This is a genomic window from Mesorhizobium sp. USDA 4413 (genome assembly GCF_056280365.1).
This window is the reverse complement of record NZ_JBVPRP010000001.1, coordinates 645,506-669,661: the sequence shown is the minus strand read 5'-3', so window position 1 is coordinate 669,661 and position 24,156 is coordinate 645,506. Positions and strand designations below refer to the sequence as shown.

21 protein-coding genes and 1 tRNA gene are annotated in these 24,156 nt (G+C 62.6%); 11 read left to right on the top strand and 11 right to left on the bottom strand.

The features are described 5' to 3' along the window. Position 1: 1 nt before the first annotated feature. From ACVMIM_RS03415 to ACVMIM_RS03405, 3 genes are all read left to right on the top strand, one after another. The gene (locus ACVMIM_RS03415) at positions 2–1,741 is read left to right on the top strand and encodes a hypothetical protein (protein WP_476110421.1); all 1,740 of its coding nucleotides are present in this window, start codon (positions 2–4) and stop codon (positions 1,739–1,741) included. A 464-nt stretch (positions 1,742–2,205) separates the two neighbouring features. After that, positions 2,206–3,444, top strand: coding sequence for a tyrosine-type recombinase/integrase (locus ACVMIM_RS03410; RefSeq protein ID WP_476110419.1), 1,239 nt, complete (start codon positions 2,206–2,208; stop codon positions 3,442–3,444). Between the two features lie 236 nt (positions 3,445–3,680). Continuing rightward, positions 3,681–3,842, top strand: coding sequence for a hypothetical protein (locus tag ACVMIM_RS03405; RefSeq protein WP_476110417.1), 162 nt, complete (start codon positions 3,681–3,683; stop codon positions 3,840–3,842). Positions 3,843–4,027: 185 nt separating this feature from the next. Here the strand turns inward: ACVMIM_RS03405 and ACVMIM_RS03400 are convergent, their stop codons facing one another. Then, positions 4,028–4,576, bottom strand: a complete 549-nt coding sequence (locus tag ACVMIM_RS03400; protein ID WP_476110416.1) for a hypothetical protein — start codon at positions 4,574–4,576, stop codon at positions 4,028–4,030. Positions 4,577–4,621: 45 nt separating this feature from the next. After that, positions 4,622–5,374 carry a hypothetical protein gene (locus tag ACVMIM_RS03395; RefSeq protein ID WP_476110414.1) on the bottom strand — a complete coding sequence of 251 codons (753 nt, stop codon included), beginning with the start codon at positions 5,372–5,374 and terminating at the stop codon, positions 4,622–4,624. Positions 5,375–5,454: 80 nt separating this feature from the next. On the opposite strand from ACVMIM_RS03395, the gene ACVMIM_RS03390 reads away from it, so the two are divergent. After that, a complete protein-coding gene (locus tag ACVMIM_RS03390; protein ID WP_476110412.1) occupies positions 5,455–5,781 on the top strand; it encodes a helix-turn-helix domain-containing protein in 327 nt (108 codons plus the stop codon). Between the two features lie 107 nt (positions 5,782–5,888). Here ACVMIM_RS03390 and ACVMIM_RS03385 read toward each other — a convergent pair whose 3' ends face one another. Next, entirely contained in the window at positions 5,889–7,712 is a 1,824-nt protein-coding gene (locus ACVMIM_RS03385; protein ID WP_476110410.1) for a hypothetical protein, read from the bottom strand. Positions 7,713–7,992: 280 nt separating this feature from the next. Continuing rightward, a tRNA-Gly gene (locus tag ACVMIM_RS03380) sits at positions 7,993–8,067 on the bottom strand. Positions 8,068–8,346: 279 nt separating this feature from the next. On the opposite strand from ACVMIM_RS03380, the gene ACVMIM_RS03375 reads away from it, so the two are divergent. From ACVMIM_RS03375 to ACVMIM_RS03360, 4 genes are all read left to right on the top strand, one after another. Then, entirely contained in the window at positions 8,347–8,841 is a 495-nt protein-coding gene (locus ACVMIM_RS03375) for a prolyl-tRNA synthetase associated domain-containing protein (protein WP_476110408.1), read from the top strand. 104 nt (positions 8,842–8,945) lie between these two features. Further along, entirely contained in the window at positions 8,946–9,938 is a 993-nt protein-coding gene (trxA, locus tag ACVMIM_RS03370; protein WP_476110406.1) for a thioredoxin, read from the top strand. A 364-nt stretch (positions 9,939–10,302) separates the two neighbouring features. Further along, positions 10,303–10,974, top strand: coding sequence for an LON peptidase substrate-binding domain-containing protein (locus tag ACVMIM_RS03365; protein WP_476110405.1), 672 nt, complete (start codon positions 10,303–10,305; stop codon positions 10,972–10,974). A 14-nt stretch (positions 10,975–10,988) separates the two neighbouring features. Beyond that, positions 10,989–11,234, top strand: coding sequence for a Trm112 family protein (locus ACVMIM_RS03360; protein WP_041000500.1), 246 nt, complete (start codon positions 10,989–10,991; stop codon positions 11,232–11,234). Between the two features lie 156 nt (positions 11,235–11,390). Here ACVMIM_RS03360 and ACVMIM_RS03355 read toward each other — a convergent pair whose 3' ends face one another. The 5 genes from ACVMIM_RS03355 to ACVMIM_RS03335 form a co-directional block, all read right to left on the bottom strand. After that, a complete protein-coding gene (locus ACVMIM_RS03355) occupies positions 11,391–14,723 on the bottom strand; it encodes an error-prone DNA polymerase (RefSeq protein WP_476110403.1) in 3,333 nt (1,110 codons plus the stop codon). Next, complete coding sequence (locus ACVMIM_RS03350) at positions 14,720–16,210, bottom strand: DUF6504 family protein (protein ID WP_476110401.1); 1,491 nt, start codon at positions 16,208–16,210, stop codon at positions 14,720–14,722. The genes ACVMIM_RS03355 and ACVMIM_RS03350 overlap by 4 nt, the downstream gene beginning before the upstream one ends. Continuing rightward, the gene (locus ACVMIM_RS03345) at positions 16,152–17,207 is read right to left on the bottom strand and encodes an ImuA family protein (RefSeq protein WP_476117084.1); all 1,056 of its coding nucleotides are present in this window, start codon (positions 17,205–17,207) and stop codon (positions 16,152–16,154) included. Before ACVMIM_RS03345 ends, ACVMIM_RS03350 begins: the two co-directional genes overlap by 59 nt. A 398-nt stretch (positions 17,208–17,605) precedes the next feature. Then, the gene (locus ACVMIM_RS03340; RefSeq protein ID WP_476110399.1) at positions 17,606–18,400 is read right to left on the bottom strand and encodes a DUF3037 domain-containing protein; all 795 of its coding nucleotides are present in this window, start codon (positions 18,398–18,400) and stop codon (positions 17,606–17,608) included. Next, positions 18,397–19,083, bottom strand: coding sequence for a HipA family kinase (locus tag ACVMIM_RS03335; protein ID WP_476110397.1), 687 nt, complete (start codon positions 19,081–19,083; stop codon positions 18,397–18,399). Before ACVMIM_RS03335 ends, ACVMIM_RS03340 begins: the two co-directional genes overlap by 4 nt. Before the next feature lie 320 nt (positions 19,084–19,403). Between ACVMIM_RS03335 and ACVMIM_RS03330 the strand changes: the two genes are divergently transcribed. Beyond that, positions 19,404–19,841 carry a metallopeptidase family protein gene (locus ACVMIM_RS03330; protein ID WP_041000495.1) on the top strand — a complete coding sequence of 146 codons (438 nt, stop codon included), beginning with the start codon at positions 19,404–19,406 and terminating at the stop codon, positions 19,839–19,841. A gap of 154 nt (positions 19,842–19,995) precedes the next feature. Here ACVMIM_RS03330 and ACVMIM_RS03325 read toward each other — a convergent pair whose 3' ends face one another. Then, positions 19,996–20,202: a DUF1737 domain-containing protein gene (locus tag ACVMIM_RS03325; RefSeq protein WP_476110395.1), complete on the bottom strand. Its 207-nt coding sequence runs from the start codon at positions 20,200–20,202 to the stop codon at positions 19,996–19,998. Positions 20,203–20,285: 83 nt separating this feature from the next. Continuing rightward, positions 20,286–21,167 carry an HpcH/HpaI aldolase/citrate lyase family protein gene (locus ACVMIM_RS03320; protein ID WP_476110393.1) on the bottom strand — a complete coding sequence of 294 codons (882 nt, stop codon included), beginning with the start codon at positions 21,165–21,167 and terminating at the stop codon, positions 20,286–20,288. A gap of 721 nt (positions 21,168–21,888) precedes the next feature. Between ACVMIM_RS03320 and ACVMIM_RS03315 the strand changes: the two genes are divergently transcribed. Then, the gene (locus ACVMIM_RS03315; RefSeq protein ID WP_476110391.1) at positions 21,889–22,587 is read left to right on the top strand and encodes a response regulator; all 699 of its coding nucleotides are present in this window, start codon (positions 21,889–21,891) and stop codon (positions 22,585–22,587) included. Next, a complete protein-coding gene (locus ACVMIM_RS03310) occupies positions 22,575–24,146 on the top strand; it encodes a sensor histidine kinase (RefSeq protein WP_476110389.1) in 1,572 nt (523 codons plus the stop codon). The genes ACVMIM_RS03315 and ACVMIM_RS03310 overlap by 13 nt, the downstream gene beginning before the upstream one ends. Positions 24,147–24,156 lie beyond the last annotated feature (10 nt).

Below are 24,156 nucleotides of genomic sequence, written 5' to 3'. Positions count from 1 at the left end.
AATGGATGACACGGCACCCAGAGTACCTATTGGCTTGATCGAAGCCGTTCTGAACACCCCACATGCCGCTGGCCTCATGGCCGGCGGCGAAACGCACATGTCGGCTTTGCATTTCGTTGGCGAGATTGTCCCGCACACGCAGGACCCCCAGTGGATCACGGAGCTGGCGGCTGGCTATCTACCTCTCGGCTATTCCGGCAACACGCTCAATGAAGTCCCCGGGATGATCACCGACAGCTTGAAGAAGGGTTACGGCTCGCCGAAAACGAGCGAAAGAAAGCCCTCGGCAGCCGAACTTGGACTCAAGCTTGTTCGCGAAGTGGGTATGGAGCTTTTCCACTCGCCTCAGCAGGTCGGCTTTGCCGCACTAACGCGCCCGGAAACTGGCACGGTTTGCTACCCGATCCGCTCGGAAGCAATGAAGGGATATGTCCGGCTCCAATACCATCGTGCGACTGGAAAGACCATTAGCCGTGAGGGCGTAGCGGAGGTCATCGACCTCATGGACGCGGAGGCAATCTTTACGTCGCCCGAGGAAGAGGTGCATGTGCGCATCGCCGGCTTTGGTGGCGACATGTACTACGACCTCGGCCGGCCGGACGGCATGGTAGCAAAAATCTCGCCAACTGGCTGGACGCTGGTGAGGGAAGCTCCGGTGCGATTTTATCGCCCTAACGGCTTCGGCGTACAGGTTACCCCAGAGCGTGGCGGCAACCTCAATGACCTGCGCGACTTGCTCCAACGCGACGACAAAAGCTGGGTTCTGCTGCTCGCGTTCCTGCTCATCGCGCTGAGACCGAGGCACCCGTATATGGTGCTTTTACTAAGCGGCGGGCACGGCAGCGGCAAGAGTAAAATCAGCGAGCTGATAAAGCGCATCATCGACCCGAATACGCTGGAGAAGTTCCGGCTGCCCAAGGATGAACACACGTTGGCGATTCAGGCGGCGATGACCTGGTTGCTGGTCTACGACAACACCTCTGCCGTGCGCTGGGACCTATCGGACGCCCTCTGCGCGATGTTGACGGGCGGAGGGTTCAGCACCCGGAAATACTATACCGACGACGAACAGCGTATGTTTAAGAATGCTCGCCCTGCCATCATCAACGGCATTGGAGAGTTCGCCAGTCAGCATGATTTGCTAGACCGGGCCATCGCGGTGAAACTGCCAACGATGCCAGAAGGCACCCGGCGCACCGAGAAAGCGATCAACGCCCGCTTCGAGGCGATCTTGCCCGGCGTCCTCGGCTGCCTGTTCGACATCGTCAGCGTCGCGTTGCGCCGCTTCGATGAGGTCGAGTCGCCTACAACCGTCAGAATGGCGGACGCTGCGCAATGGCTCATGGCTGCCCAGCCGGCCACGGGCCTGCCAGAAGGCGCGTTCCTCCACGCGCTCGAGGCGAGCGTTAAGGAGGTCACCATCGAGAACACGATCAACCATCCGCTCGTGCTGGCGATCTTCAAGCTACTCGACGCCCTCGGATCCGAGCGCGCCTACGAGGGAACCATGGGCGATCTCCATGATAGACTGCGGGACCATCACGGCAGGCTCGATCCGCAATTGCCTCAGACGGCCGCGCACCTGTCGAACACGCTCCAGCGTCTCGCGCATGGCATGGCGGAGATCGGGATCAAGGTCGAGCTGATGCAGCGAACTAATCGCGCCAAGCCCGTGCGAATCTGGATCGAGGCAACAGAACATACGCCCGAACCCGATGCTATGAAAAAACGGCTCTGGTGAACACCATTGTGCGAGTGGCGCTGGTGGTGCCGGTGGCGCTGCCCCGCAGCCCTAGGGGGCTATGGCAGGGCGCGGTGGCGGCGTGGGGTAGGCAGGCCGTGACCCGCACGGAGCGGCGGCGCAGCCACACCAGCCACACCAGCGCCACTCGCCACTGCATTCGCCTGGAACTCGCGGCGTCGGTGTGCCGGGCGCTAAATCACTCGTCGGGGGCCAGTGCGACGCCGCATGTCGCTCGCCACTTGTCGGGTATTCGCGGACTGCGATTTCAACCTCGGTGGCCGAGTGATCCGGGATATCCGATGCCGCGGCGTTTCGCGGTCTCATCTCATGACATTGGGTTCAGGTTACTGCGCTGGTTACAATTGAAGCCGCTTTGCCGGCTGTGGAGCGCAATTCGCGATTAATTGTGCGGGTTACCAGCGCGTGTTTTCCTGGCCGTTTTTCGTAGCGAGAGCACAGACATGAACGATTTCACGGTTTCCATCACGCAGGCGACACGCCGCCGCAAGCTGAAGGACGGCAACGTTGCGCTTTATCCGCAGTACTATTGCGAGTATCGGGATCCTAAGCTGAAGAGGAGGCGCAGGCGCGCATTCAACCGCCGAAAAGACGCCGAGGCCTTCCGGAATGCCTTGCTGCTCAAGGTGGCTGAGGGCAGTTACGTCGACGAGCGAACTGCTCCGACGGTCGGCAAGGCTATTGATCATTGGTTGGCCGACAAGGAAGGCAAGGTGAAAGCCTCGACCCTAAAGGGGTACAAGGTCGTCGCGAACGGCGCGATCCGTGGCCCTTTGCTGATTGGAACCGCGCAGGAACGAGCGGACTACACGGAAAGCGGTGTGGCACCGCAGGGCGCCCGGTTTGTTACGCTGCTCGGCGACATCAAGCTGACTGACCTGAATACCGCGATGATCCGCGTGTGGCACAAGACCATCGTCGACCAGTGCGGCACCTATACTGCCAATCGGGCCAAGAGCCATCTCAAGTCCATCTTGGCGCTGGCCGAAGAGGACTTCTCCACCCGCGCGCCGTCGATGCCGACTGGCCTCGCCCGGGTTCGACACAAGCCGAAAAAAGCGATCCTCACGCCCGAACATATCGGTAGGCTTATAGGGGCGGCGAAAGGTGACCCCGAGAATGGCATCTATTACGCCTTCCCTTTTTTGGCCGGTACACGACCATCCGAGCAACTCGGGCTTCTGTGGTCCGAGGTGGATTTCGACAAGAACGTGATCCGAATCCGGCGCATCCAGGAGCGGGACGGCTCGCTGACCGAGATGACCAAAACGGAAGCAGGCACGCGCGACGTCCCGATGAGCGCGACCCTGCGCGAGATGCTGCTGGCCTGGCGCATTCGCTGCCCACGGAAGGGTAAAGAGCTGCACCGCGTATTTCCTGGTCCTGGCCGTTTGCAGGAATGGCCGAAGCCTCGTCTCGGCGGGGGCGGCCCATTGCTCTACCAGAACTTCCGAAAGCGGTATTGGGCGCCAGCCTTCAAGCGGCTGGGCCTTCCATACGTGACGCCGCATTCGGCGCGCCACTCCTTTATTTCGACCCTTCAGGCGCATGGCATCGAGGTGGGCCTTGTGGCCCAGATCGCCGGCCATGCCAATCCGACGGTCACGCTCGGCCACTACACCCAAGCCGTTCGCGACGGCAGCGCCGCTATCGAAGCGCTCGACCGCGCCTACGGGGGCTAGGCATGGCCGGCGCCGGCTACGCCGCGCCACGGGGACCGTACGTCCGTGGGTGCTGGCGGGCCGGCGCTGCCGCAGGGGCGGCACGGGCGCCTGGCGCGCCCCGTGGCCTGGCGCGGCGCAGGGCGGTATGTGGCAGGCATGCACTATACTGGCGTCGGCTAACTCTCTGATATTACGCAGATAATTGTGCTCGACCTCGCGCCGTGTTTTCCTGTCCTGTTGGACAGGAGGCGGTCATGCATATCATGGTCAGAGACAAGCGAACCGGTAGCGAGGAATGGCTGCCGCTGGAGAAAGCGGCCGAAGTGATGAAGCTGGATCCCGCCGAGATCGAATGGGCGCTGGAAGAGTTCGGCGAGTGCGAGTCTGTCAACTACATTGCCGTCGACCCAGAGTAGCCGCGCCCGCCATCTCCGCCCCATAGCGGCGGTTGCCATCCCGAGCGCCATGCATGCATGGCGCTCTCCGCGCGCGTCGCGCGACCTCTCCCCCTCCGACCAAATGCCAAGGTAATGCCTATGGGACCCCCGCGCCCGTCTGATAGCGTCCGAAGTGCGTACCCGGTACGGAACCGTGCTCGCGACTACTCTACCCGGTAGTCTACGGAGTTCCCTGAAACTCGCACGACGCGGAGCAGTCTGCCCTCGATCCTGACGCTCTGACCAGCCCCCAGTGCGAGCTGGATGGGCTGCGTTGCCGTTGCGTATTGGGATGAGCCGCGCGGCGGAATGTATTTGTAAGACGTCGAGCTTGCTGTCCCCGAAACGGGCATGCCGCCGACTGTTCCGCTGATGTTGGTGTTGGTGGTGCTCGGCAGGATGAGCGGTGTCTCGCTCATTGTGGTCGCGTTGCTTTCGACCAAAATGTCCGACCGTTCGAAGATTGCTTGGTTGCCCCGCGTGCCGAGGTAGCGGACCGTTGTGCGACCGGCGTCGGTGGTTCGCCCGAAAAGGTCCGCTTTGCCGACGATGTTGGGAAGCGGGCGGCGAGATTGGAAGTTCATCACGACATCGCCTGGGCCGGCTGACCGGATCTGGCCAGAGGCCGGTGTTACCAGGGCGGTTTTAGTTTCGACGGGTGAGCATGCCGTCAGGGCGAGAGCTGAAACCAGGAAAGTGGCGAAGCGGCGCATCAAGTACCCCCATAACCTGTTGTCAAATAACGATTATTCGAAAAATCACGCGCAGATTTCGCTGTCAATTATTTGGAGGGCTCTGCGCGATGAGCCGATATATCGGCCCGCAATGAAGCTCTCGTCCCAAAGCCCGCATGCCTCACTCGCGGCCACTGCCAATCGGGCCGGCGCTTCCGGGTGCACGACAAGAAAGAAGACCACGTGGGCCGTGGTGAACGTCCAGACCAACGCATCGGCCGCGCTTTTCCGCAATCGCTCGATGCTGATCCCAAGGAAGGTGCGCCGGTCTACCCTGGGAAAGTGCTGGTAGATAAGCAGCGATTTCCCTGTGCCGTAAAAGCGGGTTACCTCGTCCAGGTAGAGGAATTTGGAAGAGTTTTTCCGACCCTTGGCCAGTGACACCTCAAGGCCATTGTCCGGATCGAAGAAAACAATGTCCGCTGCTTCGAACGTGGTTAGACAACCAGTCATGTAGGCCGCGCGCGCGGCCTTTTCATCTGGCAACAGCTCGTTGAAGTAGGTGGCGGCGGGGACAGTCCCGCTATCCTCGATGGTTTGCAGCCGGCGGCGATCTGACTCGGCTGCCGCGTGCACCAGGATATCGAAGAGCTGGGGATCGAATAGCCGGTATCGCTCGGGCTGCTGGAGGTAGGCCAGCTTCCCGCCGTCGGAGCTTCCGTCTGAAGGCGTCAGCATCCAGCACACCCCGATGCGATTGGTGCCGCCCCACGAAAGCGCGCGCAGCAGCGCATACTTCCGATAGTCGCTGATGTCCCCGACGTATTGATGCTTCACTTCACCACCACGAAACGGCGTGAATCACCACGCCACAACGTACATAGACCCGTGGGGTATGTCATGAACATTTCGTTCGCATGGAGTTGTTTGCGACAAATCTCCGGCGTCGGGCCGAGGAGCTTGGACTTTCCAATGCGGAAGTGGCTCGCCGTGCTGGTTTGAGCGAGCGGCGGTATGGGAACTACGTCAGCGGTCGGCGCGAGCCAGATCTCGCAACGTTGGTAAAAATCGCAACAGTGCTTGCGACCACACCAGACAGGTTGCTCGCGCCTGCGGCTGATGCGCCAAGCGCGAAATCGCCCCGGCAGAGGGCAATCGCAGCGCTTACCGTTTTGGATGACTTCGAACTTGAAACTGTAGCCGTTATGCTGGAAGCGCTGGCGACGGAACGTACTAGGCCTTAGGCGCATTGCCAGGGGATAAGCCTCCCGGTTGTTAGCAACCACCAAGGTACCGTCCCGTCACCGCCAAGAGTCGATGAGGACGAATACTGGCCGTCAGCGACCGAAGATCATGGACGACAAATAATATGGCCAGACGCGCCAGCCTCCTGGCACGCCGAAAAGAACGACAAAAGAAGCCAGTAGAGCTGGACGAAATATGGGCTTGGTCGTTGCCCGTTTGCGATTGACGCAAAAGCCTGTTGAACTGCCGTCTTGCTGAGCGACGATGTTACGATGCAGACGCGCCTAATTGCATCTGGTGACGTCCTGGCGCCCTCAAAGTCAGCCGCGAGTTCAGCTGGTGTACCCCGACTCAGACGGGAGATGGCGGTTTCGACGCCATCGTTGTTGTATGTCGTCAGCCATCTCTGGATTTTGCCGGGAAGGCGGTCTTGAGAGAGCGCCAATCGTCCGAGGTTCTTTATCGCTTGGCTTACGGCAATGTGAAACGGGCCAGCTCCTAGCGAAAGGGCACCGTGCTTCGCATGATAAAAGGTGATGCGTAGTGGCACAGAGGTTGTGTTCAGTCCTATGAAATCAGCCCATTCATCGTCCAAATCATCGCATACCAAAACATTGTCGTCGGCTGCCGCGTTGGCGACTATTACCCCAAACGTGGAAAGCGCATCGAACGCCACTTGCTGCGCCACAAACGCACCTTTTTCAGAGGTGACATTCTCTAGAAGAGCGTTCACCTGGAGGTACCTCAGAAAATTTCCTCCCCCGGTAACGAATGCGTCGTCTTTGAACAGCGTGCCGGTGATGTATGCCAGCGACAAATTGTCGAAAAGCACTATGAAGGCATCGTTCTGATCGATGTATCGACGCAAGCTAACGCGCTCCGGGTCAGTGCCGATCTGATTGCTGGTGTGCTCAACCTCAATGGTAGCAGTTGCTGGTAGATCAAGACTGCGAAGAGCGATACGACCCTTATTGATGGCCGCCGTGCCAACTTTTTCATTTCCCGGCAACCGCACTAAGTCCACCACCCGGCCTGTACCTTCGAAGCCCAGAACGGCGTCCAACTCTTGCAGCACTGCCTGGATTTCTTGGGCCGAGAGTTCGACATAGTTGCCCCCGTCCTGTCGGACCAATCGGATCTTAGGGTCGTCGGCAAAAATCTCGTCTGTTAACTGGGCAACGTCGATACTGAGATGTGAGGGATGTTCCCCGCTCCCTATTGCGGTAGCGAAATCCACTACGCGGGCGAAGGAGCGGATGAATTCTGATGGGACCTGAGCATCCGCTCGTAGGAGGTCTATTATCTCGCAAGCGTAGTCTATCAACTCCTCGTGGCCAATTCGATCCGACCGATGCGTGATTCTTCCGGTGCTCGGGGTCGCAGAATAGTGCCCGTCTGGAGTGTTTACCAAATACCCCTGCGGGGCATATCGACTCGCCCCGAGTGGCCCGACAACGTTTGCTAAATCGGCAGCCTCCAGGGTCTTGCTGCGCATCGTCTGCTTGGATACCGACATTCCCCTGAGACGAATACGCTCGAAAATCGCATCTCTATGGGCAATCGCCGCATCAACTCTGCTGGCGTCAACTCGTCCTAGATAGCGTGTCTTAAAACCACTCGGAATTTCCAAGCCCGACCTGAATACCGCCACATGATCTCGGTATTCTATCAGAAGAACAAACCCACAGACTCGTTCACGTACATTCGCCTCCTCGGTCAGAAAAGAAGGCGGTCGTTCGTAAAAGAACGACAGGGCAGGCCAGACTGCCCCGCTCTCGTAGGGCTGGCGCCGATGAAGGAATAGATTCTGCGACGGTGCGGTGTATCGGGCTCGGATAGATCGGAACAATTTGTCAACAGCATCATTGCTTAGTCCGCGACGGCCAGCATAGAAGGTTGCGGACTTGGTTGTGCATAGTTGTTCGATCATGTGCCCCCTCCAACACGACTATGAATTCGCGTTATTTAGCGTGTTCAAATCGAAAGCAACAGACGGGACAACGATAGAAGTGCAACAAGGATGTTGTGGTGGCGCGCTCGAACGTCGGTTATGATCATTCAGCCCCATTTGGGTCCGCAGTAAGCGAGAGTTAGTTGCTCGTAACCCGGCGGTAACCCGCGCCTCGCGAGCCGCTCCGGCACCTTGCGATCTCAACCGCCTGAAAAGACGAAAGGCCGCGGAATTCCGCGGCCTTTTCGGTGAGGTTACTTGGAGCGGGTGAGGCGATTCGAACGCCCGACCCCAACCTTGGCAAGGTTGTGCTCTACCCCTGAGCTACACCCGCTCGCGCGGCCTTGGGCCGCAAGCCGCGCCTATATGGCCGAAGAGCGCGGCGATTGCAACAGGGAAATGACGGTCTTTTTGGAGCTAATTCTTTCCGCGGCGATGTTCGCTCGAAAAGCATCGAAGCAGCGCGGAGCCGGGGCGATCGCAAATCAGCAGGCAAAGCCGCCGCCCGCCTTTCCGGGAATTGCCCCTTTCCCGGAATTGCTTCGGCGGCCTTGCCCCGATGGCACCGTTGGCCGTAAACGGCATGACCGCTCTTTTGACCGCGCGAGGACCGATGCCGAAGACCGAAGCCGAGCTCAATGAATTTCTTGCCGATCTCGGCATTTCCGTCTCGACTGTCAGGCACCCGCCGCTGTTCACGGTCGCCGATTCGCAAAGCCTGCGCGGCGAGATTCCCGGCGGCCACACCAAGAACCTGTTCCTCAAGGACAAGAAGGACAATTATTTCCTCGTCACCGTCGGCGAGGACGCCGTTGTCGACCTGAAGCAGATCCACGATCTGATCGGCGCCGCCAGCCGGGTGTCGTTCGGCAAGCCGGAGATGCTGATGGAGCTGCTCGGCGTCATCCCCGGCGCGGTCACCGTCTTCGGGCTGATCAACGACACGGAAGGACGCGTGAAGGTTGTGCTCGACGAGGCGTTGATGAGCCATGACATCATCAACGGCCACCCGCTGACCAATGAGGCGACGACCTCGATCGCCGCCGCCGATCTGATCAGATTCGTCGAGGCAACCGGCCACGATCCTGTTATCTTGAAAGTCTCATAATCTTGAAAGTCAGGGCTTGATCGCCACATGGAAGGCGGTTCCAAAATCCGAAAAATGACGCGCCGGGCGACGACGCCTGAGAGCGCGACCGAAAGGGCGACACGATGAGCGACAACAATCCGTATAGCGGCGCGTTCGGCGGCAATGGCGGCCAATACGCCCAGACGGTGCAGTATGGCGGCGGCGACCGGCCCAAGGTTTCGCTGGGCGACGCGCCGGCGGCGGCCGACCTGATCAAGGATACCACGACCGCGACCTTCGCCGCCGACGTCATCCAGGAATCGCGCCGCCAGCCGGTGCTGGTCGATTTCTGGGCGCCATGGTGCGGGCCCTGTAAGCAGCTGACGCCGCAGCTCGAGAAGGCGGTGCAGGCCGCCGGCGGCAAGGTCAAGCTGGTCAAGATGAACATCGACGACCATCCGTCGATTGCCGGCCAGCTCGGCATCCAGTCGATCCCGGCGGTCATCGCCTTCAAGGACGGCCAGCCGGTCGACGGCTTCATGGGCGCCATTCCCGAAAGCCAGATCAACCAGTTCATCCAGAAGATCGGCGGCAAGGGCGGCGGCGCGCCGCAGATCGCGGACGCGCTTGCCGCGGCGGCGGAGGCGCGCACGGCCGGCGACGTGCAGACCGCGGCCGACATCTATGACGCGATCCTCGAGCAGGCTCCCGAGACACTCGAGGCGATCGCGGGGCTGGGCGAGATCCTGTTCGATGCCGGCGACGCGCAAGGCGCCGAGGCCGTGCTCGCCCGGGCGCCCGAGGACAAGAAGGACGCGCCGGCGCTGGCGGCGCTGCGCGCCAAGATGACGCTGGCGGCGGAAGCGGCGGCGCTCGGCAATCCGGCCGAGTTCGAACGCCGGCTCGCCGCCAATCCGGCCGACCATCAGGCGCGCTTCGACCTGGCGATGATCCAGAACGCGCGCGGCGAGCGGAATGCGGCCGCCGACAATCTGCTGGCGATCGTCAAGGCCGACCGGACCTGGAACGACGACGGGGCCAGGGCGCAGCTGTTGAAGTTCTTCGAGGCTTGGGGAATGACCGACGAGGCGACGCTCGCGGCACGCCGCAAGCTCTCGTCGCTGCTGTTCTCGTAGAGCAATTCCGGGAAAACCGTTTCACACTTTTCCTGGAATTGCTCTAAAGCGCGTCGCGATCTTTCAGATTCGCTCCATGCGCTTTAGATTCTTGATTTATGCATGTCTTTATCCCGAAACCGGTTACCACTTTCGGGAGACATGCTTTAGGCTTGGTTTTGCGCAATTCCGGGCGGAAACCGCTGGTTCCTGGAATTGTCGTCAAGTTTTTTGCCGACTGTCGCGGCCGGCAGGCTTGAGCGGCGGAGCGTCAGCGCCAGATAAGGGCAGGCCGGCGGTTCGCCGCCGATCGAAGACGGGTTTGCCGGTGCGAGAGGAGATTGCAGGGTGAAGCGCTTGCCGGCGTTGCTTTGGGAGGGATGCGGTGCGCGTCGGTAACGCACTCTACCGGCTTGCCAGGGATCTGCCGACCGCAATCCCGGTGTTCCCGCTCGCCGGAGCGCTGCTTCTGCCCGGCGGCCGCATGCCGCTCAACATCTTCGAGCCGCGCTACCTGCAGATGATCGATCAGGCGATGGCCGGCTCGCGGCTGATCGGCATGGTCCAGCCGAGCCTCGACGGCGCATTGCGCGATGACGGCGAGCCGGAGCTATGCAGCGTCGGTTGCGCCGGGCGCATCATCTCGCTAGCCGAAACGGGCGACGGCCGCTACCTGATCTCGCTGCAGGGCGTGTGCCGGTTCCGCATCGTGCAGGAGCTCACGGCAAAGGCGCCGTTCCGGCAGTGCAAGATCACACCGTTTCTCGCCGACCTCGATGAGGACCCGGCCGGCGCCGAGGTCGACCGGCCGGCGCTGCTCAAGGCATTTCGCGCCTATCTGCAGGCCAACGACCTGGAGGCCGATTGGGAGAGCGTCAGCCGCGCCGAAAACGGCATGCTGGTCAACGCGCTGTCGATGATGGCGCCCTATGGACCGGCCGAGAAACAGGCGCTGCTGGAAGCGCCGGATCTCAAGACGCGCGCCGAGACGCTGATCGCCATCACCGAGATGACGCTGGCGCGCGAGGACGACGAGTTTGGGTCGAGCCTGCAATAGTTTGGGGTGAGCTCATGGCGGACGGACGGGACGGACGAAAAGCCACGGTCGATCCGAAGCTTCTGGAATTGCTCGCCTGCCCGCTGACCAAGGGGCCGCTGACCTGGGACCCGGAGCGCAACGAGCTGGTCTCGCGCGTGGCGAAGCTCGCCTATCCGGTGCGCGACGGCATCCCGATCATGCTGCCCTCGGAGGCGCGCACGATCTCGGCCGAGGACATGCTGACGCCACCGCCGCCGCGGCTCGGCGGGCCTTCGTGACGGGACCCTGCAGGCCTTCGAGATTGGGCGGAAGCGCTGCAGCGCACTGGTCGGAAACGCTGGCGGGACAGAGGGGGTGTGAAGGAACGCGGCTTCACAATATCTTTCTCCCATCCTGGCAACTTCGCTCCGATTAAGGGCAGAAGGCCTCTGTGCCTACTGAAAATTCCGCCCCTTCGGCATGACCTGTTGTGCGGTGCTCGACAGCGTCGCGACGTCCTGATGGAACGGCAGGCCACGGCTTGCGGCGGATCCAACCGGCCGTTCGGCGGGGTTATGCTCGATGACCGGGCGACTGGCGGACTCCAGCAGCACGCTCAGCCATGAGGTCAAATCCTCGATCCGGTCGGCGACGATGTGGATGACGTCCGATTCGTGCTGCAGCTTGCCGGTGACGCGGATGAAGCGGGCGCCCATGACCACCGAGCGGAAGCGGTCGAAGACGCGCGGCCAGACGATGACGTTGGCGATCGATTTCTCATCCTCCAGCGTGAGGAATATGGCATTGCCTTTGCCGGGACGCTGGCGCACCAGCACGAGGCCGGCGACGGAGACGCGGCGGCCGTCGCGCACCGACGGCAGGCTGGCATTGGGTGTGATACCGGCACGGGTGAGCCTTTCGCGCAGGAAGGCGACGGGATGCTCCTTCAGCGACAGGCCGAGCGAACGGTAGTCGTGCACGACATGCTCGCCGAGCGGCATTTTCGGCAGCTTGGTTTCCGGCTCCAGCTCGCGCAGGCTGAGCGAGGGCTGATCGAACAGCGGCAGTTTCTCGGCGGCGCTCTTGCCGTCAAGCGCCCGCACCTCCCAGAGCGCGGCACGACGGTCGAGACCGATCGAGCGGAACGCGTCGGCCTCAGCCAATCTTTCGATCTCGCCGACATCGAGGCCCGAACGCAACCAGACATCCCTGACCGATCGATAGCCGCCGCCGCGCCGAGCGACGACGGATTCCATGCGTCCTTTGGACAGGCCCTTGATCTGGCGGAAGCCGAGCCGCACCGCATGCGCCGTTTCGATGACGCCGCGCATCGAGGCGTGGCGCTCGAGGATGCGTGAGGCATCGAAGGCGGATTGCTCCAGCGTGCAGTCCCAGAGGGAATGGTTGATGTCGACCTCGCGTATCTCGACGCCATGGTCGCGCGCGTCGCGCACCAGCTGGGCCGGCTGGTAGAAACCCATCGGCTGCGAATTCAGGATCGCGGCGCAGAAGACATCGGGAAAGAAGGTCTTGAACCAGCAGGAGGCATAGACCAAGAGCGCGAAGGACGCGGCATGGCTTTCGGGAAAGCCATATTCGCCAAAGCCTTCGATCTGCTTGAAGCAGCGCTCGGCGAACTCTTTTTCGTAGCCCCTGCCGACCATGCCGTCGATCATGCGCTGGCGGTAATTGCCGATCGTGCCGGTGCGCTTGAAGGTCGCCATGGCGCGGCGCAACTCGTCGGCCTCGCCCGGCCGGAAGCCGCCGGCGACGATGGCGATCTTCATCGCCTGTTCCTGGAACAGCGGCACGCCGAGCGTTTTGCCAAGGATTTCTTCCAACTCAGGCTTGGGGTATTCGGCCTTCTCCTTGCGCTGTCGGCGGCGCAGATAGGGATGAACCATGTCGCCCTGGATCGGACCGGGCCGCACGATCGCCACCTCGATGACGAGATCGTAGAATTCGCGGGGCTTGAGCCGCGGCAGCATAGACATCTGCGCGCGCGACTCGATCTGGAAGACGCCAAGCGTGTCGGCCCGGCAGATCATGTCGTAGACGCGCCTGTCCTCTTCCGGGAGGGTGGCGAGCACGTAGGGTCGTCCAAACCGATCCCGCGCTTCCGGATAATGATCGGTGAGCAGGGTCAGGGCGCGCTTCAGGCAGGTCAGCATGCCGAGCGCCAGCACGTCCACCTTGAGGATCTTCACCGCGTCGAGGTCGTCCTTGTCCCACTCGACCATCTTGCGCTCCTCCATCGCCGTCTTGACGATGGGGACGACCTCGTCGAGCCGGTCGCGGGTGATGACGAAGCCGCCGACATGCTGGGAAAGATGGCGGGGAAAGCCCATGATCTCGTTGGCGCGCTCCAGCACCTGGCGCGACAGCGGGTCGGTACGGTCGAGGCCGCCGGCATCGGCTTCCCTTTCGCCGAGCTCGGAGGTCGACCAGCCCCAGATGGTGCTCGACAGCGCGCTCCTGACATCCTCCGACAGGCCCATGGCCTTGGCCACTTCGCGCAGGGCCGAACGGCCGCGATAGCTGATGACGGCGGCGGCCAAGGCGGTGCGCTTGGCGCTGTATTTCTCGTAGATATAGGCGATGACCTCGTCGCGGCGCTCATGCTCGAAATCGACGTCGATATCGGGCGGCTCGTTGCGCTCCTCGGAGATGAAGCGCTCGAACAGCGCATCGATCCGGTCGGGGCCGACTTCGGTGATGCCGATGCAGAAGCAGATGACCGAATTGGCGGCGGAGCCGCGCCCCTGGCAAAGGATGTCCTTGCTGCGGGCGAATTTCACGATGTCGTGGACGGTCAGGAAATAGCGCGCATAATTCAGGCGCTCGATCAGCGCGAGCTCCTCTTCGATGCGTTGCAAGACATGGGCGGGAACACCGGCCGGATAGCGCACGGCCGCGCCTTCGCGCGCCAGGCGCTCGAGCTCGGCCTGCGGTCCAAGCCCGGATTCGGTCGGCTCGTCCGGATAATTATATTCGAGATCGCTGAGCGAGAAGGTCAATTCGTCGGCGAAACGCAGCGTCTCGGCCAGCGCTTGCGGGTGGCGGCGAAACAGGCGCGCCATCTCCAGCGGCGGCTTCAGATGGCGCTCGGCATTGGCGGTCTGTTCCAACCCGACCTCGGAAACCGGCGTGTTGAGGCGGATCGCGGTCAGCACGTCTTGCAGGGGACGGCGCTCGGCGGTGTGGTAGAGCACATCGTTGGTCGCCATCAGCGGGAGGCGCGCATGCTCGGCCATCGCCGCCGCCTGCTCGATGCGGAAGCGGTCGTTGCCGCCATAATCCGGCGCCACGGCCAGCCGGAGCGCCGCGCCGAAGCGACCCTTAAGCCGGCTAATGATCTCCAGATTGTCCTCGGCGCGAGCTGACAGATTGGGCAAGATCGCCAGCGACATCCGATCGCCCCATTCGAGAAAATCGCTCAATTCGAGCAGCGTCGCGCCCTTCTCGGTCTCGTCGCGCAGATTGGCCTGGGTCAGCATGCGGCAGAGATGCCCCCAGCCCTGGCGGTCGCGGGGATAGGCGAGGATGTCCGGCGTGCCATCGCTAAACACCAGTCGGCAGCCGGGATGATAGGCCATCTTCTCCACCTTGGCCTGCTGCCAGGCGCGCACGACGCCGGCGACGGTGTTCCTGTCGGCAAGGCCGATCGAGGCAAAGCCGTAGAATTTCGCCGTGACCACCAGCTCCTCCGGCTTGGAGGCGCCGCGCAGGAAGGAGAAGTTCGACTGGATGCCGAACTCGGCATAGGGGATGACGGTCAGCGCGTTCATGCGAACACCCCATGCATGAACCAGCGCGGCGGCGCGGCCCGCGACACGCTGCCGTAGAGACCCTGGCGGTAGAGCCAGTAGCGGCGTCCCTCGCTGTCCTCGATGCGGTAATAGTCGCGGGTCGGCGCCTCTTCCTCGCCGGGCAGCTGCCGCCACCATTCGGCGGCGATGCGTTCCGGCCCCTCGGCGCGGGCGACGCGATAGAGCGCGCGGCGCCAGCGGAAATTCATCGGCGGTCCCTCCGGGATCTCGGTCGCCGGCACCTCGATCGGCTCGGGCGAGCGGAACAGGCGCACCGGCCGCTCCGGCGGATAGACCGTCATCGGCGGCGCCGTTCGGGGCGCCACTGCCCGGCCAGCTGCCGGCGCGCGCCTTTGCGGCGCTTCGGCGAAAGGCACGGTTTTAACGGCGCGTTCCGGCAGATGGCTCTCGACAATCAACGGCTTCAGAACGGCGGTCTCGCCGAGGCGGGCGCGGACGCGGTCGGCGAAGAGCGCGATGTCGGCATCATCGTCGGCCACCTCGCCGGTGAGGTCGCCCTGAGCCAAATCGAAGGCGGCGACCGACAGCACGGACAGCCGCACAAGGTCGAAGCCGAAACCGGCGTCGATGGTCTGCTCCAATGCGGTCAGCCGCTCATGGAACAATCTTTGGATCAGCCGCGGCTCGCGCATCGGGCGCGAGGTGCCGACAGCGATGCGGCTGACGGCGCCGTCGACGCGGAAGAGAAGCAGCGCCAGTGTCCGCGCGCCTTCGCCGCGCCGTTCGAGATCGGTCTTCAAGGCGATCGCCAGCCGGCTTACCAGCCGCTCGATGTCGTCGGTGAGCACGACCGGCTCGGCAAGGTGGCGCTCGACCGAGAGCGGCGCGACGGGAAGGCGCGGCGACACGGCCTCGTCGAGGCGGCCGAGCGCCTGGTCGAGACGCAGAAGCAAGGTGGCGCCGAAGCGGCGGGCGAGCGGCGCGCGGGGTGCTGCCATCACCGCGCCGGCGGTGCGCAGGCCCACACTTTCCAGGCCGGTACGGGTCTCCGGCGCGATGCGCAGCGCCGAAAGCGGCAGGGGCGAAAGCAGCGCCTCCTCCTCGCCGCCGGCCACGATGCGGTCGCCATGGAAGCGCGCCGCCGCCCAGGCGGCGCCCGGCGTCGAGGCGAGGCCAGCGCGGACATCGAAGCCCTGCTGGAAGAAGCGGGTGAGGATCTCGTCCTGCATGGCGCGCTCGCCGCCGAAGAGATGCGTGCAGCCGGTGACGTCGAGGAACAGCCCGTCCTCGCCATCGATCGCCACCAGCGGCGTGTAGCGGTCGCACCAGTCGGCAAGGCCCTCGAGCAGGCGGCGGTCGGCTTCCGCGTCCGCCTCCACCACGTCGATCGAAGGATGCATGGCCCGGGCATCGGCAATGCCCATGCCGCGCTTCAGCTTCAGCGCCTCAGCCCGCTCGTCGAGGGCTGCGATGCGCTGGGTGTTGTTGTCGCGGTGGCTGATCACCAGAGGCAGATGATGCGACGGCCGGGAACGCCAGGACCGCCCCAGACGCTGGCGTAGGATCCGCTCCGCGCTGAGATGTGGGAACCACAGCGACAGAATTCTCTGTTCTTTCTGTAAAAGCGTGCTCATCGGGGTTCCACTCCAGTGTGAATTGTCCGGGCAGGGCCGTGCGGCTCTTGCCGATATCGATGGTGAAGGCGGGGCGGCCGATCGAGCCGGCGAGCGGCCCGGCGACGGTCTCGCGGCTTGCCGAAGGTGCTGCCGAGACGATGAGGCGCACCGGGGCTGCGGTGGGTTCGGCCGCGCCGGCCTGGCGCAGCAACAATACGGGACGGTTGGCGCTTTGAGCCCGCGCGTGCAGCCGGCGCGTGGCGGTGAGGTCGAGAAGCCGCGGGCTGCCGCGGATCTCGAGGATGACGGCGGCGAAGGCCGTCATGCGGGCAGCCTCCTCGGCGATCCACAGCGCGTCCAGCAGCTTCGGCGCCTCGGAAAACAGCAATTGCTCCGGCTCGATACCGAACAAAGCGTGAAGGCCCTTGGCATAGGGAAGGCCGGCCTCGTGGAAGATTTCCGCCGTGCCGACCCACAGGATCGGCAGGCCCTGCTTTTCCTTGAGGATCAGGCTTACGAGCGACAGCGCGAAGCCGGCGACGGCACCGGCAGCGCGGGTCTCCAGGCCATGGATCTCGCTGAGCGCCGCCTTGGGCAGACCGCCGCCGAGGGCGGTGTCGAGGCGATCGATGCCGGTGTGCAGGAAGGCGTCCGCCGAAGCCACGGCAAGGCCGCGCCGGACAAGTGTCATGTCCGTTCCGCCGGCATTGTTGGATATTTGATTTTCCGCAATTCCGGACGGAAAACCGCTTCGCACTTTTCCTGGAATTGCTCCAGGCGCGCCGGGCGCCGGCGCCTGCAGGCGCTCGGGCAGCGTTCCTTCGATCTTCGCGATCTGGCGGCGCAGGGCAAAAATAGTGTCCCGCGCCACGGCGCTCATCGCCATGACGTTCACTTCCGGCAGCATTGTTCCTGTTATGTTCTTATAGATTCCAGAGGCGTCCGGAAGAGTCAAGCAGACTCGCAAGGAATTTATTCCTTGGGGGCAACGGTCTGACTGTAGACGCCGACGAGCCCAATTGGGCAAGAAGGCCAATCCGGAGTCGTCTAAACATCGTCATGGCCGTCCGTAAATCAAGAAGCGTCCCACTTATGAAACGACTAACGCAAGGTGAGCTATGGCGTCTGGCGTCCTTCCAAATACCGCCCGGAAAATGGCAAAGCCACTTCGTCAGAAAGAGCAACCCGAGCGGTTTAAGCAGACCGCTCGGGAGCTTCAAGAGGACGACAGTGGGAAGGCGTTCGAAGCTGTGATGAACAAATCGTAGGGCGCCGAACGCGGAATTAGCGATGGAGGACGTAGTTCTGGCGGATATCCGTAACCAGCGGCTCTATCTCGTTTAGGGTATAGAACCGGACATGGTGGCGTTCCATTTGGTCGGCAATCATGTTGACAAATCCCGCATCCTGCACCTGAGCATCGTCTCCGACCACCACTAACCGGGCAGGTCGATCAAGGGCGGTTTCTTGGTAAAGAAGTTCGCCTTCTATCATGTGTGGGCTGGCGCGGTTGAGCGCTTTGTCCGGGTCACCCGCAAGCGACACGGCGTCGATCAGATTGAAGGCTCCATTCTGATAGGCAAAGGGAACTTCAATTTTTACGCCTCCAGAAAGATGGATAGGATCGGGCTTTACGAGGAAGTCCTCAACGCCGTTGGAGCGAAAGGCTTGCGCCAGTTTAGTCGACAACCTTTGCCCGCGCGGGGAACTGGGAACCTCGCCAACCAGCTTTTCAAACAACTCCCCGACAAGCTGATCGGGGTCCTTAACCAACACAGATCGAATTGGAGACAGGCGGACCTTCCCGGACCTGAGCGCTATGAATTTCTCGATTTTCTCTCTGTCCCAGCCATTGCCAAATTCATACCGCAACCGATCTTCCATCGATTCTTTCAGGTGCTGAAAATGGTTTCCGAGATGGATCTTGAACGCCTGTTCCGCGCGGCGTGGGCGATGGCTAAACTTCACGAACACCGAGCCGTGGGCGAATACGATAACGCCAATGTTCACAAACTCAGCCCGCTCCGGGAACTCTGAGTATTGAACGAGCGAAAAATAGCCTTGAGACTCTCGGATCATTTTACCAACCCCGGGATTTCCGGTTCATCCACCAATCGCCCTGCGATCGTGTTCACCACATATTCCGCGCGCCCACAAATCAAATCGATCAGCGAGAGCGCGGCATTGGGTCCGAAGCCCCATTGTGCAGGAACAGAATTAACGACTTCGACCACGAAATCGCGCTTTAATTGAGACAGCCTCTCGACGGCGCGCCTGACCGACTTTGCATCGATATATGGATCGAAGGCGGGGAACTTGCCATAGACATTGGGGTCTACAACCCACGCTTCGGGGGCTGGGCCAATCGGAAAATCAACGTCGTTCCCGATGAAGCAGCTTGAGTGATCGATGGGGACAAGATCGTATTTGCGACGCCCCTCTGCCTTCACATAGAGCAGATTGTCGGCGTTGTCCTGTCCATCAAAATACCGGTCCCAATTCCGGACCCACGTATCGAAGATGACGAGCAACGCCACATCCCCAGGTTCCCGAAGACGAGACAAAAAGGTGTCTCCGCCGTCATGCGGAGTTCCGTCAACCGCGCTCGAAAAGAACAAAGGTGGCGCCATTTGCGCCCCATTCCTTTGCATGATCAGGTCAATCTGGCAGTCGTTCACTATGGCAAACGGCGGCACCTTGAGGCCAATCCAAGAAGCCAATTCTCCCGCCACCAGTTCAGAAACGAGTATCGCGGAACCCATCGGATTTCCCAGAGATTTGAGAAACCCTTCGCCCGCATCTGTGTCCACCCGGATCGGGCTTGTGCTTGAGCCAAACGACTCTATTTCCCGACGCACCTCCGCCGGCTGACATACCGCCCCACACGCAAGAGCCATGTGCCCCCACCCGATCCCAATTCGGAGTTGCATACATCGCATCGCAAACGGAATCGAGCTTTGGGTACGCGAAGTATAATATGCGGAATTTATTCCTTCGTCTTTTACCCTGAAAGCGGGCCGCCAGCCGGCTCATTTGCCTCTATCGACGCGAAAGCCTATATGCCGGGATCAAAGGAAAGCTCATGGCCCGCATCTATAAGACACGCACCTGGCACGATCAGCTCTCGCCGTCGATGGACGAGATGGAGCTTCTGGCGCTGGAGACCTACGCCCATCTGCCGGAAGAGTTCCGCAAGCTCACCGGCGAGATCGTCATCCAGATCGCCGATTTCCCGACCGACGAGATCATGGACGACCTGTCGCTGGAGACCCCCTTCGACCTGCTCGGCCTGTTCGAGGGACGCGGCATCGCCGAGCGCTGGAACCCGCAGACCGGCGAGGGCCCGAACCGCGTCACGCTCTACCGCCGCGCCATCCTCGACTACTGGGCCGAGAACGAAGAGACGCTGGGCGACATCGTCACCCATGTGCTGATCCACGAGATCGGCCACCATTTCGGCCTGTCGGACGACGACATGGAGCGGATCGAGGAGGCGGCCGAGCAGGTGGCGCCGGGCTGAGAGACTGTTTGGAAATTCTACTCCGGCGGCCATCTGGCGGCGCTTTCTGCGCTTCCGATGCTCACGGACCTAAATGTCCGCTCCGCTCCGGTTCTCAAACCACCACCATATGACTCGCCAGAGCGAATTTCGAAACAGTCTCTAAGCGCTTTCCCTACCAATCGCTCAGCTTGGTGTCCGGCGTGTAGTCCTGGCCTTCGACATCCTTCACCACGGCCTGGCCGCAGCGCATCGACTTGGTCGTCCTGTCATAGGCGTAGGTCGGCGAGCCGAACAGGTGCCAGCCCTTGTTCAGCGCCGCCGTCACCTTGTGGCAGAAGGTGGCGTCGTCCGGGCCGGTGAGGAAGCGGTAGAGTTTCATGGATTTATCCTGTCGTGCCTATCTGCCGTGCCTGATCTGTCTTGATTGCGCGAAAAGCCGGGTCTGAAAAATCTCGCCCGGCATCATGCGCCGATGATCGCGGCCTTCGCCAGAAGTTTCTCGGCTTCCGCCAGATGCAGCCGCTCGATCATGCGGCCGTCCAGCGCAATCACGCCCTTGCCGGCATTTTCGGGCCGCGCGAACGCATCCCGGATCGCGCGGGCCCTGGCCAACGCTTCCGCCGACGGCGAAAAGGCGCGGTTCGCCGGCTCGATCTGGGCCGGATGGATCAGCGACTTGCCGTCGAAACCCATGGCCGCAGCCTCGGCGCACTCACGGGCAAAGCCGTCGAGGTCGCGGAAATCATTGGCGACGCCGTCGATGACGTCGAGACCGCCGGCGCGCGCCGCAAGCACCAGCTGCATCAGCCAAGGCGTCAGATAGCGCCGGTCGGGCGTCGCCAGGATGCCGGTCGCCTTCACCAGATCGTTCGTTCCGGCTGCGAAACAAGCCAGCCTGGAAGCAGGATCGCGGCCGAGCTCGGCGATGGCGCCGATGTTGAGCAGCGCCTTGGGCGTCTCGACCATCGCCCATAGTTTCAGGCTGTCCGGCGCGAAATTGTCGTCGAGCAGGTCGCCGGCTTCGAGGATATCGCGCGGCGTGCCGATCTTGGGCAGGAGAATGCCGTCGGGCTCGGCCTTGGCCATCGCCAACAGGTCGTCGGCGCCCCACTCGCTGGCCAAAGGATTGATGCGCACCACCATCTCGCAACGCCGTTCGGGGCGCGCAGCCAGGATGCCGGCGATCTTGTTGCGCGCCGCTTCTTTGTCAGCGGGCAAGACGGCGTCCTCGAGATCGATGATCACGGCGTCGCAGGCCAGGGAGCCGATCTTGGCGAGCGCCTTGTCGTTCGAGGCGGGAATGTAGAGCACCGAGCGGCGCGGGCTGTAGGGTTCTTGAGCCATGGCCGATCTATGCCGGGTGATGGCGGATGAGGCAAGGCGGAGCTCAATCTTCCCCTTGAAAGCCCGCAAAGGGGGAGATGCCGGGCAGAGCAGAGGGCGCGAAGGAACGCGGCCTCTTTCACTTCGTCATTCTAGGGTCTGCGCGCGTCGCTTCGCTCCTTGCTCCGCCCTAGAATGACGAAGGATAGGCCGCCACTTCACGCGCAAAAATCCTGTCGCCTTCGGCGACATCTGCGGTACTGGCGCCGCCCATATGCAATTTGCCCTACTCGAGGGGGATGTCAGCGTCGGGCTCAACTGCACCAAATCTGCAAACCCTTGCTGAAAAGCTCCGGGATTCCGTCGCGCCTTTACCCCGCTGACCGGCGAGAAGGCCGTCATGCGAACACCTCACATATCCCGCTGGTCCCTGCCGCGCCGGCTCCGCACCGAAGGATGGTGGCTCGTCGAGCCGCAAAGGCCATGCCATGAGGCGGGTATCCTGCTTTTCGCCCCGAGGTCGCCCCACACGGTGCGAGCGGACACGCCGAGGAGGGTCCGGCGATGACGCTCTTTGCCAACCCTGCCATGGGTTCCGCGCAGGCATTCGCAAATGCCCGAGCGCCTTGCGGTTTCACGGCCTTTCCCCACACAGCTCGCGGCCGAAAAACAATTTCGCACTTTTCCTTGGAATTGCTCTAATCCTGCCGTCACCCAAGCTTACCCGCCGGGCTATCGATCGATGCCGCACAACATACTCGTCGCCGACGACGACCCGCATATCCGCGAGATCATCTGCTTCGCGCTGGAAAAGGCCGGCATGAAGACGGCCGCCGTCGCCAACGGCGCGGCGGCGCTCCAGGCGGTCGAGCGCCGCGCACCCGATCTCATAGTGCTCGACATCGGCATGCCGGAGATGGACGGGCTGGAGGTCTGCCGCAGGCTCAGGCAAAAATCCGACGTGCCGGTGCTGTTTTTGTCCGCGCGCGACGAGGAGATCGACCGCGTGCTCGGGCTGGAGATGGGCGGCGACGATTATGTGACCAAGCCGTTCAGCCCGCGCGAGCTGGTCGCCCGCGTCAACGTCATCCTGCGGCGCGCGCGGCCAGCGCCGGTCGAAGAAGAAGCCGACGACCGTCAATTCACGCATGGCAAGCTCATGCTCGTCCCGGCAAGCCATGAAGCGAGCTTCGACGGCAAGCCGCTCACCTTGACGGCGATCGAATTCGCCATCCTGAAAGGCTTCCTCTCCCGCCCGCAGCATGTGCTTGGCCGCGACGCGGTGATGGCCAATGCCTATGCCTCGAACATCCATGTCTCGGAACGCACGGTCGACAGCCACATCCGCAATGTGCGGGCCAAGCTGGCGGCGGTCGGCTGTATCGATGCGATCGCGACGGTGCATGGCGTCGGCTTCCGGCTCGGCCGATGCGGTGGTTAAGCAAGGAAAGGTGGCGGCCGCGGCTCGCCACCGTCGTCATCGTCATCCTGGTTATGGTGATGGCGCTGCCGCTGGTCGGGCTGTTCTTCTTCCGGCTCTATGAGAACCAGCTGATCCGTCAGACCGAAGGCGAGCTCATCGCTCAAGGGGCGGTCGTCGCGGCCCTCTACGCCCGGGAGGTGCGCGCCGCAGGCATTCCCCAGGAAAGGCTGGGCTCGCCGATCTCGGCCGATCCGGCGAGGGACAACAACTATCCCTATGATCCAATCGAGCCGCGGCTCGACCTTGCCTCCGACGATGTCATGCCGATGCGCCCCGCGGCGCTTCCCGCCACCCCCGACCCGGCCTTCGCGGCTATCGGCACCCGGCTCGACGGCATTCTCGACGAAACGCAGAAAACGACGCTTGCCGGCTTCCGGCTGCTCGACCCGCATGGCGTGGTGATTGCCGGCGGCGACGAGATCGGCCGGTCGCTCGGCAATGTCGAGGAGGTACGGACCGCGCTTTCAGGCCTCTATGCCAGCGAGCTGCGCCTGAGGATCCCCGACCAGCCGGCGCCGCCGCTCTATTCGGTCAGCCGCGGCACCAGGGTGCGCGTCTTCGTCGCCATGCCGGTCGAGCTCGACGGCCGGGTCGCGGGCGTCGTCTATCTGTCGCGGACGCCGAACAACATCGTCAAGCACCTCTATGGCGAACGGGGCAAGGTGACGTTGGCGGCGATCACGATCGTCGGCGGCACGCTCTTGATCGCGCTGGTGTTCATCCGCACCGTCAGCCGGCCGATCTATGCGCTGATCGAGCGGACGAAGCGGATCGCCGCCGGCGATCGCGACGCGATCAGGCCGCTCGCCCATCACGGCACGCGCGAGATGGCGGCGCTGTCGACGGCTTTCCTCGACATGGCGCAAAAGCTGCAGGCGCGCTCCGACAGCATCCAGACCTTCGCCACCCACGTCTCGCATGAGCTGAAATCGCCGCTCACCGCAATCCAGGGCGCGGCCGAGCTGCTGAGGGATTCCGGCGGCGCGATGGACGAGGCCGAACGCAAGCGCTTCTCCAACAACATCGTCACCGATGCGGGACGGCTCAATCTCCTGGTGCGCCGGCTGCTCGACCTGGCGCGCGCGGAAAACCTGGAACCGAGCGGCGAAAGCACGACGCTTCACGTGGCATTGGCATCCTTGCCGATCGACACAAGGCTGGAAGCACGGCTTGAAGGCGGAGGCGATATCAGGCTCGGCATCTCGGCCGAGAATCTCGGCATCGTGCTTGCCAACCTCATCGATAATTCGGCGAGGCACGGCGCCCGGCAGGTGGCGATCCACGCCGCGGCCGATGGCGAGCGTGCGTCGGTCCAGATCGGCGACGACGGCGACGGCATCTCGGCCGCCAACCGCGCTAGGATCTTCGAGCCGTTCTTCACCACGCGGCGCGAGTCCGGCGGCACCGGCATGGGGCTCGGCATCGTGCTGGCCCTCCTGAAAGCGCATGATGGCACGATCAGGCTGGTTGACTCCGAGCGCGGCACGCGCTTCGAGATCGATCTGCCGGTTGCGTGAACGCGCGACC